This is a genomic window from Dactylosporangium sp. NPDC000521 (assembly GCF_042898305.1).
Taxonomy (GTDB): Bacteria; Actinomycetota; Actinomycetes; order Mycobacteriales; family Micromonosporaceae; genus Dactylosporangium.
Window position 1 is genome coordinate 259,355 of record NZ_JBIAYW010000004.1, and the last position, 12,850, is coordinate 272,204.

Here is a 12,850-nt window from a genome sequence, read left to right on the forward strand (position 1 = left end):
CTCGAACGATCCCGGCGACATGTTCGAGCTGCTCATCGAAGGTCAGGTGCCGGGAATGCGGCACGCCTGACCGGCACGCCGGCTGCACGTCCGCTGCACGCACGGGGCGAGACAGTGCCGGTATGTTCGCACGCTTCCGGCGGCGCCGGGTGCCCGCGCTGCTGCTGTCCTGCGCGGTCCTGCTCGGCACCACGGCCGCCTGCAACAATCGCGCCGCCGAGGAAACCGAGCTCGTCAAGGCGCTGGGCCGCCTCGCCGACACCGAGGACATCCGCAAGAACATCCGCTTCGCCGACGAGGCGGTCGCGATACGGTTCCCGCGTGGGTCGGCGAACTGGCGCAAGCTCATCGGTCGCGGCAGCACCCGGCTCCAGCCGGAGGTCACGGACCTGGCCGCGTACGGCATCCGGCTGGACAACAGCGAACACGTGGTGACCGCCGGGACGCCGCTGCGCGACGTGACCCTCGTGGCCGGCGGGCAGGACCCGGTCGCGGTCGCCGACCACCTGTTCACGGTGGGCTGGCGGGACGACGGCCGTGGCCAGGTCGCCCCGCGGGCCCTCACCGAGGACGGCCTGCGGTTCCTCCCTCTCGCCCTGCCACGCGTCCACGGCGAAGGCTTCGATCTGTTCATCGGTGGCGACGACGCGAACTGGGACGACGTCCGGGCCGCCCCGGTGCGCTCGCTCGCGGCGAACCCGACGATCCGCGCGCTGGCGGACTGCCTCGGTGATGTGGTCGCCGCGAACATCCGGACCCAGGTCCGGGACGAACGGCCGTACGTGCTCGCCGCCGGTGTGCACCGCAAGGGCGCCGGCTCCGGCAAACCGGCCGAGGTCGTCGTGTGCTCGTCGTGGAGCACAGCCGAGGACATGGACCGGTCCGTCACCGAGCAGCGGCAGGAGTACGCGCAGGGCCGGCCCGGCGAGGTGTTCCGCGACGTCGAGGTCACCGCGGTCGGCGGCGAGCGGCACCTGGTCCGCGTGACGGCGGACTCCGGCGAACCCGACGCGATCCTCGCCATGCTCGATCACGGCGACGCACCCGCGATGCAGGACGGCTGAGCACCGCGCTGGGCCGCAAGGAGCAACATCACCGGGAACGCTCCCATTGACACTACGCCCGATATCGATCAACCTGCCTATCGGTATCCCCCGATGGAAGGATGCATCGATGGTTCAAGCCATGGGTCGGCTCGCCGACCGCGTGCTCGCGCGCCTCGCCCCGACGACGGAGGCGGACGCGGGATGCGCGTACGAATGGGAGACGTGCTACTGCAAGGGTGGCCTGCGGTACCGCCGCAAGTGCATGTACGGCTGCTCCGGCGTGCCGAACCACTGCTACTCCTGCACGGTCACCGGCACGTGCTGAACCACACGACGGCCGGGCGCGCCCCGGCGGGTCACCGATGCCGGTGACCGCGGTCGCCGTCGGCGCCTTGGCCGTCGTGTTCGCGATGGCGGTCGCCGGGAAAGTTTCATCCCGGTCGTTCACCCGGTTCCGGCGCAGCGCGGCCGCGCTGCGGCCGGGGCCGGGACGCCCCCGCACCACCGCGGCCGTGCTCCTTGAAGGCCGCCCCGGCACCGCCGCCCCACCCCTGATCCGCGCGGTCGCCGGTGGCGCCGCCGGGCTCACCCCTGCGTCGCTGGAGGACATCGTGTCGCTGCTCAGCATCCCGCCGGCACCGGCGAAGGGAGCGGGCCGGTGACCACCGCGCTGCTCGTCGCGGTGCTGCTGCTCACCGCGCTGACCCTGTTCAACCTGGTCGTCGTCCTCGGCGTCGTGCGCCGGCTGCGGGCGTACGAGAACCGCCTCGGCGACCTGGCCGAGCCGCCGCCGGTGTCGACCGCGACCGTCGGCGAACCCGTCGCCGACTTCTCCGCGTCCACTGTGGACGGCCGGCGGGTCGACCGGTCCTCGCTCACCGGCCAGACCCTCATCGGGTTCTTCTCACCCGACTGCCCCGCCTGCCATGAACGGCTCGGCGACTTCCGGGCGGCCGCGGCCCGGCACCCCGGCGACGTCCTCGCGGTCGTCGTCGACGACGGCGGCGACCCGGCACCTGTCGTCGGCGCGCTCACCGGCGCCGGCGGCGTCGCGGTCATCCTGGAGGACCCCGAGGGCCCGGTCGCCGGCGCGTTCGGTGTGCGGGGCTTCCCCGCGTTCGTGCTCGTGCGGGACGGGGGTGTCGTCGAGTCCGTCGGCTACCAGGTGCCCGTGCCGGCGTGACCGCCGTGCTGTCCCGTGCCGGCGCGGCGCTGCTGCTCGCGTGGCGGGCCCGTCCGGTGCTGCTGTGCGGGTACGTCGCCGCGCGCCTGCTGTCCGGCGCGCTGCCGGCGCTCGCCGCCTGGCTGACGAAGGTCGGCATCGACCGGGTCGTCGCGGGCGATGCGGCCCCGGCCGTGCTGCCGGTCGCCGCCGCCCTCGCCGCCGCCGGGCTGCTCGCCGCGCTCGGGCCGCCCGTGCTGCGCCACGTCCAGGCGGAGCTCGGGCGCGCCGTCGCCGTCATCGCCAAGGACCGGCTCTACGCGGCCGTCGGCCGGTTCACGCTGCTGCAGACCCTCGAGGACCCGGCGTTCCGGGACCGGCTGCGGATGGCCGAGCAGGCCGGGAACGGCGGCCCGAGCCAGGTCGTCGACAGCGTCCTCGGCGTCGCCCAGGCCGTCGTGACGATCGCCGGGATGGCCGGCGCGGTCGCCGTCGTCTCGCCGTGGCTGGCCGCCGGTCTCGTCGCCGCCGCCCTTCCGGCGCTGGTGGCGGAGCTGCGGCTGAGCCGGCGCCGGGCCGCGCTCACCTTCAGTCTCAGCCCGGCCGAGCGGCGGGAGCTCTTCTACACCGACCTGCTCACCGACCTCAGCGCCGCCAAGGAGGTGCGGCTGTTCGGCGCCGGCGACCTGCTGCGCCACCGGATGCTCACGGAGCTGCGCGCCGTCAACGCCGGGTACCGCCGCATGGACCGGGCCGAGCTCGGCAGCCAGGTGACCCTCGCCGCGCTGTCGGCCCTGTCCGCCGGCGCCGCGGTCGCCTGGACGCTCGTCGCGGCCGCCGCGGGCCGCCTCAGCGCCGGTGACGTCGGCGCCGTGATCCTCGCGGTCGCCGGCGTGCAGGCCGCGCTGTCCGGCGGCGTGCAGTACCTCGCCCTGGCCCACCACGCGGGGCTGCTGTTCGACCACTACCGTGCGCTGCTGGCCACCCCACCGGACCCCGCGGCGCCGACGGGTGCGCCGGCCGCCGGCGAGACCGGGATCGTCCTGGACGACGTGTGGTTCCGCTACGGCGACGAGCATCCGTGGGTGCTGCGCGGCGTCAGCGTCACCATCCCGCCCGGGTGCGCGGTGGCGGTCGTCGGCGAGAACGGCTCGGGCAAGAGCACCCTGGTGAAACTGCTGTGCCGCCTGTACGACCCGACCCGCGGCGCGATCCGCTGGGACGGCGTCGACCTGCGGGACCTGCCCGTCGACGCGCTCCGCCGGCGGGTGGCGGCCGTCTTCCAGGACTTCATGTGCTACGAGCTGACGGCCGCGGAGAACATCGCGCTCGGCGACACCGACGGGCGCACGACCCTGGACACCGACCCGTCCCGGCTCGCGGAGCCGGCGGCGCGGGCCGGCATCCACGACACGCTGCTGGCGCTGCCCGGCGGGTACGACACGCTGCTGTCCCGCACATTCGTCGACTACGACCGGCCGGAGGGTGTGCTGCTGTCCGGCGGGCAGTGGCAGCGGCTGGCGCTGGCCAGGGCGTTGCTGCGCGGCCGGCGGGAGCTGCTGATCCTGGACGAGCCGAGCTCCGGGCTGGACGCCGCCGCCGAGCACCGCATCCACCGCACGATCGCCGCCCACCGCGACGGCCGCACCAGCGTGCTGGTCTCCCACCGGCTCAACACGGTCCGCGACGCCGACCGCATCGTGGTGCTCGCCGACGGTCGGATCGCGGAGACGGGGACGCACGCCTCGCTGATGGCGGCCGGCGGCAGGTACGCGGCACTGTTCCGGTTGCAGGCCAGCGGTTACGACCTGGACCCGGCGTCGCCATGACGTGGCTGCTGCGGGTCTTCCTTCGACGCTGGCTCGTGGTGACGGTCCGCGGCGGCAGCATGGAACCCGCGCTGCGCGACGGCGACCTCGTCCTCGCGCGGCGGCGGACCCGCCGCGATCCCCGGCGCGGCGACATCGTGGTGCTGCGGCGCCCGGACGCGACCGCACCACCGCCCGGCGCCGAGGTCGTCCACAGTGGACCGCGAGCGGCCGCTCCGTCTCAGTGGCTGGTCAAGCGGGTCGCCGCCGTGGCGGGCGATCCCATCCCGCCGGACGTGCCGTCGGCGGCGCCGGGTCCGGTCCCGGCCGGCATGATCGTCGTGCTCGGCGACCGCCCCGGCCTGGACTCCAGGCTGTTCGGCCCGACCCCGCTCACCACGGTCCACGCCACGGTCGTGCGGACCATCGCCACCGCCCGCTGACCCGCGGCGCGACCACCGGAGCCGGGCCGGCCGGGGTGCCGGCGGCTTGCTACCAGCGGGTGAATTCGTAGGGTTGTGGCAGATCCCCGACACCGCCATGGTCCGGCGGGCCGCCATCATCCGGGGCATGGGGCGGTGGTGGGTGGAGCGCCCTCCGGCCGTCCCGCCGGGTGTGGACCAGACCCGCGAGCAGCAGCTTCGCCAGGTGCTGCGAAACCGCCGGGCGGGCGGCGCCGACCGCTGCGGATCAGGGTTCGCGCAGGGTGCTCTCGATCAGGTCGTGGCCGAGGTCGAACCGGATGCCGTCGGGGTTGGTGAGGCCGACGTCGGCGTACCAGGACTGGTCCGCCTCCGGGTGCGGGCCGACCAGCCCGACGCGCCCGGAGCCGTAGCCGGTGACGACGGCCGCGGCGCCGCCGGTGTCGTACGTGGCCAGGACCGTGACCGACGCACCCGGGCGGGGGCGGAACAGCGCGCCGTCCTGGAAGAACATGTGCCGCCGCCGTCCCCGCCAGTCGACGCCGACGACGGTGTCGGCCGTGTCGTGGACCGTCGCCCCGGCGCTGTAGATGTACCCCTCGACCCCGACCCCGATCAGCAGGCCGAAGCCGGGGTCGGCGCCGGCGAGGTAGGCGCCCAGGCAGAACCCGAGATAGTTGCCGCCGCCGTGCACGAAGTCGCGGACGTCCTCGGCGTGCCCGCGCAGGCGGCGCCACGCCTGGCGGACGTCGCCGCCGCCGGGCTGCGCGTACACGGCGGCCCCGGCGAGCGAGTCCGCGGACAGTGCCCGCTCCTCGCCGGGGCCGCAGAACTCGGTCCGGAACCCGCTCGGCGTGCCGCGCAGCAGGGCCGCGACCGCCTCGGAGCAGCCCGCGCAGGCGGCCGGGCCGCGGTAGACGAGGGCGAGCGGCCGGTCGCCGGACAGCATCACGTATCCGGCGCCGGCCACCCCGCCGAAGGTGGCGAGGACGCCGGCGGCACCCGCGCCGAGCAGCAACCGCCGCCGGTTCACCGGCCGCTGCCCTGCCCTGCCCCGGGCTGCGTCCATCGCCGGGTGACGCGGCGGCGGCCGCTGCCGGGCCCGCGGGGCCGTCGCGGCGGCCGCCGCTGCCCCGACCCACCGGCCCCCGAGCCACCTGACCCTGACCCGCCTGACGCCGACCCATCTGACCCCGACCCATCAGGTGCCGGTCCACCGGACCCCGACCCATCGGACGCCGTCACAGCCGGTGCCGGTGCCGGTGCCGGTGCCGCCGACGCCGCCGTCGAAGCGGTCGAAGCCGTCGAAGCCGTCGAGGACTCCGAGGACTTCGCCAGAGCCGGCGCCGAAGCCGCCGGCACGGCCGAGACCGGCGCCGGCGAGGCCTGGACCGGGATGGTGGCGGTAGCCGTGGTGGCGGTGGCCTGGACCCCGCTGCGGGACGTGGTCCACCGCCGGGCGCGGGTGGCCAGCGCCGTGACCATCGCCTCCAGCGGGCCGCGGCCGACCGTTCCCCTGACCGCGAGGCCGATGAGCAACACGCCGACGATCTGCACGAGACAGCCGTTCCCGGCGCTGTACGTGTCGAATTCCGAGTTGATGAACAGGATGTGCAAGGAGTAGAAGGTCAGCGTCATGCTGCCGGCCGAGGCCAGCGCCACCAGGATGACCGTGCACAGCGGCCCCAGCACCCGGTGGGTGACGTGCGCGGCGAGCAGCATCAGCCCCAGCACCGCGACGGCGCAGCCGGCGGCGCCGAACATGTCGGGCGGTGTGCCCGTGTGCGGGGTGTTGACCGCCAGCCACCACCACGTGGAGGACGGGACGTTGCCGTTGCCGCCGAACGTGAGCAGTTCCGTCGTCTGCGCCGCCGTCAGGCCGCTGCGCGGCTGCGCGGCCCAGATGTGGGCCAGCCCCCCGTAGCGGTGCAGCAGCAGCGTGGAGGCCGCGTTGGCCGCGACGGCGACGACCGTGCCGACCGCCAGCAGCAGGGCGGCGATCCGTCGCCGGTTCAGGTCCTGCCGCCCGATGACGATGCCGGCGCACACGTACGCCAGCCATGTCGGCGACGGGTAGAAGCCGGTGAGCGTCAGCTCGGTGAGCATCCCGATCGGGTCCGAGACGAGCCGCGTGAACGACGGGTTGCCGAGCTCCGGCTCCGGCAGCCGCGGCAGCAGGAAGTAGTCGCCGACCGGGCCCGCGGTCGCCAGGAGCAGCCCCACCACGGCGACGGTCCAGGTGCGCAGGAACACCAGCGGGATCGCCAGCAGGAACACCACCGCCAGGTACGGCAGGATCACCGCCTTGAGCGTCGTGTCGGCGGCGCAGACCAGGAATCCGACCGCACCGATGACGACAGCCCGGGCGGCCATCCCGGCGGCCACGGTGGGACGGTCGGCCGCCGGGACCCGTCGCCGGCCGGACACGAACGCGATGCCGACGCCGGCGAGCAGCGCGAAGGCCGCCGCCGCCCGCCCGCTGAACATCTTCGCCGACCAGGTCGGGTTGCCGGCGGCGTCGGCCTCCCACAGCGCGTGCAGGGTGATCATGCCGAGCAGCGCCACACCCCGGGCGGCGTCGATACCGATGAGCCGTTGCCGGGTGCGTGGCGCCGCGGCGGGCGCGGACACCACCAGGTCGCCGGGGCGCGCCGTGCCGTCCCCCGCGCTTCGCTGCGGAGCGGTCATGTCGTCATCACCGCGTCCACCAGGTCGAGGCCCAGGTCGACGCCGAGGCGGTCGACGCGCAGGCCGGCATCGGCGTACCAGTCGCCGGTCGCCTCCGGGTGCGGGCCGACGACCCCGACCCGGCCGCGCCCGAAGCCGGCGACGAGCGCGGCGACGGTGCCGTTGGGGTACGTGGCGACGACCGTCGCACCGGCGTTCGGCCGCACCCAGAAGTACGGGCCGTCCTGGAAGAACAGCGTCCGGGTGCGGCCCCGCCACGCGACCTCGACGAGCGTGTCGTGCGGCTCGACGACGGTGGCGGCGGCCGAGGCGATGTACTGGTCGGTGTCCCCCGGCAGCAGGCCGAAGCCGGGGGTCGCGCCGGCCAGGTACCCGCCGAGGCAGAAGCCGAGGTACCGCCCGCCGTCGTGCACGAACTCGCGGATCGCGGCGCGGTGCCGGCGCAGGTGGCGGTAGCCGTGCGAGAGCAGGCCGCCGCCGGGCTGCGCGTACAGGACCGCACCGGACAGGGCGCGCGCCGACACCGGCACGTCCTCGCCGGGGCCGACGTAGCGAACGTCGAAGCCCCAGCGGCTGCCGCGCAGCAGCTCGGCCACCGCCTCGGGGCAGCCGGGCAGAGACGCCGGCCCGCGGTACACCAGCGCCACCAGCGGCCCGGCCGACCCGCCGGTGGAGTGCACTGCCGGCGCGCGGCACGCCGCGGCCGTGACGCGCCCGGCGCCGGTGCTCCGGACGCGCCGGGATGCGATCACCGTGACCCCTTCGGCGGCGGGTTGTCCAGGGTCAGGGCGGTGCACCGTACGCCGCCGCCGCCCTTGGCGAGCTGGGTCGTGTCGAGCTCGACCACGTGCAGCCCCCGCTCGCGCAGCGTGGCGGCCAGTCGCGGCGCCCCGCGGGTCATCGTCACGGTGCGGCCGTCGCTGACCAGGTTGAGCGCGAGGCGGGACGCCTCGCCGAGGCCGACCTCGATCAGCTCCAGCCCCAGCGCGCGCAGGCTGCCGCGGCTCGGCTCGTCGAGCGCCTGCGGGCAGTACGCGAGGGTGCGCGGGTCGATGACGGCGACGGCCAGGTCGAGGTCGTACCAGCGCGGGCCGACGGTGCGCAGCGGGATCACGTCGTATTCGAGCTCCTTGGCCAGGATGGCGTGCATGCGCTGGTCGGTGCGCTGCCCGTAGCCGGCGAGCAGCAGGTCGCCGCAGGCGAGGGCGTCGCCCTGGCCGCTGAACGGGTACGGCGCCTCGATCACGTCGTAGCCGCGGTCGACCAGCCACTCCTGGAAGTACGAGGTCTCCGCCTTGCGTTCCGGCGGTGGGAAGCCCAACACGGCCTGCTCGCCGCGGACCACCGCGGCGTTCGCGGTGAACACCATGTCCGGGCACTCGGGTGCGGCGGGGACGTACTCGACGAGGCGGCCGGCGGCCAGGTGCGCGGCGATGATCGCATCGTGCTCGGCATTCGCCGCGGCCGGGTCGGGCTGTACGTCGGTGTGCATGTACGGGTTGATCTCGTAGTCGATGCGGAAGTGGGTGGCGTCGGAAACCAGCAGTTCGTTGTTCATGGGGCGGTGTGCTCCTTGATCTGTGATGGGATTGCGAATCGGAAGGTGCGCGCGGCCGGTGAGCGGCGGGCCGGGCGGCGGTGGGTTCAGGCGGCGAGCGCCGGGGCGGTGGCGACGCCCTGTGCGGGGATGCCGCGCCATCGGCTGCCGGGCGTGAGGTGTTCGCCCTTCATGAGCAGCGACAGTGACCCGAGCGACACGCCGTCGCCGACGACGGCGTCGTACAGCACGATCGCCCGGGTGCCGATGCTGGCGCCGGCGCCGACGGTGACGACGGACATCTTCATCACCCGGTCCTCGAACAGGTGCGTCTGCAGCGACACCTCGGTGCCCACCGTGGCGTCGTCGCCGATCTCGACCAGGTCGAACTCGGTCAGGTACGTGGTGCCGATCCAGGTGCGCCGGCCGATGTGGGCGCCGAACCAGCGCAGCACCGGCGGCAGGAACGGGGTGCCGACGAGCATGCCGACCCCGGCCGGGATCGCCGCGGCCTCGTACAGGCCGGTGACGAACTCGGTGCGCCGCACGAACGTGCTCCACAGCGGCTCGACCCTGGGCCGGTAGGTGCCGATGATGCTGCGTTTCGTGGCCGCGCAGCACCCGATCACGGCGGCGCACGCGGCTATGACGACCAGCGGGGAGACCAGCGCCGGCACCGCCAGGTCCCGGCCGCGGGCCAGCGCCGACAGCACCCACAGGTACAGGTAGACGCTCATGCCCAGCAATGACGCGGGCGCGGTCGCGCGGGCGAACTCGACGGCGAGGCGGTGCGCCACCAGCCGCCGCGGCGGGCGGAACGTCTCCTGTTCGCTGAACGTGCCGCTGCTCTGCCGCTGCGGCAGGTGCATCGCGGGCGAGCCGAGCCACGAGGTGCCGTCGGGGACGTCGTCGTCCGGTGGCAGGGTCTGCACGCCGACGAGGCTGCCGGCGCCGAGGGTGGTGCCGGCCGGCACGAACGCGGCGTTGCCGACGAACGCCCGGTGCCCGACCCGGGTCGGCAGCAGCGCCATCCGCCCGTTGGCGAAGGTGGCGGCGCCGACGCTGGCCATGTCGGCCACGAAGCTGTCCGGGTCGAGGGTGAGCAGGTCCGGGTCGAGGTGCGCGGCGGTGGACACCTCGGCGCCCCGCCCGACGCGGGCGCCGAGCAGCCGCAGCCACGGCACCGTGTACAGCGTGGAGTACAGCGAGTTGGTGAACAGCAGGCTGAACTCCAGCAGCTTGTCGGCGATCCACTTGCGGACGCCGAGGCCGGAGCGGGCCGGGTGGATGCCGGCCGGCGCGTGCCGCAGCACGAGGCGTTTGCCGGCTGCGATGACCGCGCAGGTGGTCAGCACGTAGAGCGGCCCGGCGGGGACGGTGGCGGCGAGGCCGGCGAGCAGCCCCCACTGCAGCAGCGCCCACCAGACGAGGACCACGCTGGGCACGACGGTCGCGATGGCGCTCAGCTCGAGGCCGACGGCGCCGAGGCCGGCGGCGAGCAGATGCTTCGGGTGCCAGCCCTGGCGGTGGCCCCTGGCCGACATCATGACCTCCACCGTCGTGCACAGCGCGTCGACACGCGCCGCCGGGGAGCCCGCCCACCGCGCGCCGGGCGGGACGGTCTCGCCCTGCTCGAGCACGGACTGCTCGCCGAGCCCGGCACCGGCCCGCACCGATGACCCCGGCTCGAGCACGGCGTTGGCGCCCACGAACGCGTGCTGCGCGACCGTGATCGGCTCGACGACGACCCAGCCGTGCTCGACCCGCCACGGCCGCATCGACACGCCGTAGCCGATGGTGGCGTCGGCACCGATCTCGATCAGGTTGGGGACGCCGATCGAGCTGGTCGCGATCGTGGTCCGGGGACCCACGCGGGCGCCGAGCAGCCGCAGGTACACCGCCATCAGCGGGGAGCCGCTGAGCACGGGCATCGGCCCGAGCGCCAGCAGCAGGTCGAGCATCCACAGCCGCACGTAGGTCAGGCCCCACAGCCGGTACCGGCCGGGGCGGATGCCGGCGGCGACGGGCCGGGCGAGCAGGACCGGCACGATCCAGCGCACGCCGAGGTAGCTCACCAGGATCGCCATCATCAGCTGGACGAGGACCTCGACGGACACGCGGCCGTTGTTCCAGGTGTACACATAGGACACCGGCAGCGTGATGAGCAGCACCAGCAGGTAGATCACGAATGCCTGGCCGGCGCCGGCGGCCGCGATGCGGCGGCTGCCGTGGCGCAGCGGCGCCGGGCTGCGCGGCGCGGCCGGCCCGGCGACGGGCGCGGCGAGCCGGCCGGCCATGCCGCGCACCGTCGGGTTGCTGTACAGGTCGCGCACGGCGGGGCTCGCGCCGATGCCGCGCGTGCGCAGCATCGACACGACCCGCGCGGCGAGCAGCGAATGCCCGCCCAGGTCGTCGAAGAAGTGCGCCTCGACCGACAGCGCCTGCGGGTCCAGCCCGAACGCCTCGGCCCACACCGCGTGGACCTGCTCCTCGAGGTCGCCGTCGGCGGCGACGACGGTGCCGCGGGCGGGGCGCCGGTGCACCGGGGCCGGCAGCCGTTTACGGTCGACCTTGCCGCTCGGCATGGCGGGCAGCGCATCGACGACGTCGAGGTACGCCGGCACCATGTACCCGGGCAGGCGCTCCTGCAGCTGCTCGTACAGGCGGGGCACCAGCGACCCGTCCGCGGCACCGCCGGGTGCCAGGCAGACGATGTAGGCGGCGAGCTCCCGGGGCGCGTCGGCGCCGGTGCCGACCGGGACGAGCGCGGCGACCGCCTCGCTCACGCCGGGGTCTTCCAGCAGGACGCTCTCGATCTCGCCGAGGTCGACCCGGTGGCCGCGGATCTTGACCTCGGCGTCGGCCCGGCCGAGGTACTCGATCTCGCCGTCGGCGGTGAGCCGGCCGAGGTCGCCGGTGCGGTACAGGCGGGATCCCGCCGGCGCGAGGGGGTGCTCGATGAACCGGTCCGCGGTCAGCTCCGGCCGGCCGACGTAGCCGCGGGCGACACCGGGCCCGCCGATGCAGATCTCGCCGACGTCGCCGTCGCGGACCGGCCGGCGCTGCTCGTCCAGCAGCACGGTGGTGTAGGTGGGCAGCGGCCGGCCGATGGTGACGGTCCGCCCGGGCCGCAGCTCGCACCAGGTCGCGGTGACGGTCGCCTCGGTCGGCCCGTACGTGTTGAGGATGCGCCGCCCCGGCCGGCTCCATCGCTCGACGAGCTGGCCGGGGCAGGCCTCCCCGCCGACGAGGAGGTTGCGGATGCGGGGCAGCTCCCGGGGGATCGTCGCGAGCAGGGTCGGCACGCAGTACAGGACGGTGATGCCGGACGTGTCGAGGAAGTCGGCGAGCTCGGCGCCGAAGCGCCGCGAGTCGGTCGGCCCGGCGACGAGGGTGGCGCCGACGGACCACGTGGGCCAGATCTCCTCGATCGAGAAGTCGAACGCGATCGTCATGCCCTGGTAGACCCGGTCGCCGGGGCGCACGTCATACACCCGCGGCACGACGTCGAGGAAGTTGCAGATGCTGGACTGGGCCACCTCCACGCCCTTCGGGCGGCCGCTGGATCCGGAGGTGTAGATGATGTACGCGGTGGGGTCGCCGGCCGCGTCGGGGGCCGGGCGGTGCGCGGGCGCCTCGGCGGGACCGCCGTCCTCGCCGGCCTCCGCGGTCTCGTCGGCGCCGCCGGTGTCGTCGACGCGCAGCACCGGGCAGGACAACCCGTCTGCGCGGTCGGCGAGCCCCGCCGACGTCAGCAGCAGCGCGATCTCCGAGTCCTCGGCGATGTAGGCGACCCGGTCCGCGGGCGACTCCGGGTCGATCGGCACGAAAGCCCCGCCGGCCTTGCCGACGGCGAGCAGCGCCACGTATGTCGCGACGGAGCGCTCCAGCAGGATCGCCGTCCGGGCGCCGCCGCTGATGCCGAGGCCGCGCAGCCGGTGCGCGAGACGGTTGGCGCGCTCGTCGAGGTCGCGGTAGGTGAGGCGGATCCCGTCGCACTCCAGCGCGACGGCGGTGGGGGTGCGGTCGCACGCGGCCTCGAACACGTGGTGCAGGCGCCGGGCCGTGAGCTCGTGCTGCCGGGACGGCGGCACGGTCGTCCTGGTGGTTGCCTGGATCAAGGAAACTGCCCCATCTCTGCTGATGTCGCTTCGGCACCGGCACCGGCACGGGCCGGCGGCGCGGGT

The 12,850-nt window shown here is 74.8% G+C and carries 11 protein-coding genes and 1 pseudogene; 6 read left to right on the forward strand and 6 right to left on the reverse strand.

Going from position 1 to position 12,850, the window contains the following annotated elements; all coding sequences use genetic code 11:
- Positions 1-122 precede the first annotated feature (122 nt).
- The 6 genes from ACFY3L_RS15315 to ACFY3L_RS15340 all read left to right on the forward strand — a co-directional run bounded on the left by ACFY3L_RS15315 (position 123) and on the right by ACFY3L_RS15340 (position 4,459).
- On the forward strand, positions 123-1,064 hold the full coding sequence (locus tag ACFY3L_RS15315) for a hypothetical protein (protein ID WP_389323107.1): 942 nt from the start codon (positions 123-125) through the stop codon (positions 1,062-1,064).
- Between the two features lie 109 nt (positions 1,065-1,173).
- The gene (locus tag ACFY3L_RS15320) at positions 1,174-1,371 is read left to right on the forward strand and encodes a hypothetical protein (RefSeq protein WP_389323109.1); all 198 of its coding nucleotides are present in this window, start codon (positions 1,174-1,176) and stop codon (positions 1,369-1,371) included.
- Between the two features lie 37 nt (positions 1,372-1,408).
- Complete coding sequence (locus ACFY3L_RS15325) at positions 1,409-1,708, forward strand: hypothetical protein (protein ID WP_389323111.1); 300 nt, start codon at positions 1,409-1,411, stop codon at positions 1,706-1,708.
- Positions 1,705-2,229, forward strand: coding sequence for a TlpA family protein disulfide reductase (locus tag ACFY3L_RS15330; RefSeq protein ID WP_389323113.1), 525 nt, complete (start codon positions 1,705-1,707; stop codon positions 2,227-2,229). The genes ACFY3L_RS15325 and ACFY3L_RS15330 overlap by 4 nt, the downstream gene beginning before the upstream one ends.
- Entirely contained in the window at positions 2,226-4,037 is a 1,812-nt protein-coding gene (locus ACFY3L_RS15335) for an ABC transporter ATP-binding protein (protein WP_389323115.1), read from the forward strand. The genes ACFY3L_RS15330 and ACFY3L_RS15335 overlap by 4 nt, the downstream gene beginning before the upstream one ends.
- Entirely contained in the window at positions 4,034-4,459 is a 426-nt protein-coding gene (locus ACFY3L_RS15340; protein ID WP_389323117.1) for a S26 family signal peptidase, read from the forward strand. The genes ACFY3L_RS15335 and ACFY3L_RS15340 overlap by 4 nt, the downstream gene beginning before the upstream one ends.
- 49 nt (positions 4,460-4,508) lie before the next feature.
- Here the strand turns inward: ACFY3L_RS15340 and ACFY3L_RS15345 are convergent.
- From ACFY3L_RS15345 to ACFY3L_RS15370, 6 genes and pseudogenes are all read right to left on the reverse strand, one after another.
- Positions 4,509-4,697: pseudogene (locus ACFY3L_RS15345) on the reverse strand (hypothetical protein); the annotation flags it as partial.
- Positions 4,698-4,706: 9 nt separating this feature from the next.
- Positions 4,707-5,471, reverse strand: coding sequence for a BPL-N domain-containing protein (locus tag ACFY3L_RS15350; RefSeq protein ID WP_389323119.1), 765 nt, complete (start codon positions 5,469-5,471; stop codon positions 4,707-4,709).
- The gene (locus ACFY3L_RS15355; protein WP_389323121.1) at positions 5,468-7,126 is read right to left on the reverse strand and encodes a heparan-alpha-glucosaminide N-acetyltransferase domain-containing protein; all 1,659 of its coding nucleotides are present in this window, start codon (positions 7,124-7,126) and stop codon (positions 5,468-5,470) included. Before ACFY3L_RS15355 ends, ACFY3L_RS15350 begins: the two co-directional genes overlap by 4 nt.
- Positions 7,123-7,878 (reverse strand): BPL-N domain-containing protein, encoded by a 756-nt coding sequence (locus ACFY3L_RS15360; protein WP_389323123.1) that lies wholly within the window; start codon positions 7,876-7,878, stop codon positions 7,123-7,125. Before ACFY3L_RS15360 ends, ACFY3L_RS15355 begins: the two co-directional genes overlap by 4 nt.
- The gene (locus tag ACFY3L_RS15365) at positions 7,875-8,684 is read right to left on the reverse strand and encodes a dimethylarginine dimethylaminohydrolase family protein (RefSeq protein WP_389323125.1); all 810 of its coding nucleotides are present in this window, start codon (positions 8,682-8,684) and stop codon (positions 7,875-7,877) included. Before ACFY3L_RS15365 ends, ACFY3L_RS15360 begins: the two co-directional genes overlap by 4 nt.
- 86 nt (positions 8,685-8,770) lie before the next feature.
- The gene (locus ACFY3L_RS15370) at positions 8,771-12,784 is read right to left on the reverse strand and encodes a Pls/PosA family non-ribosomal peptide synthetase (protein ID WP_389323127.1); all 4,014 of its coding nucleotides are present in this window, start codon (positions 12,782-12,784) and stop codon (positions 8,771-8,773) included.
- Positions 12,785-12,850: the final 66 nt, after the last annotated feature.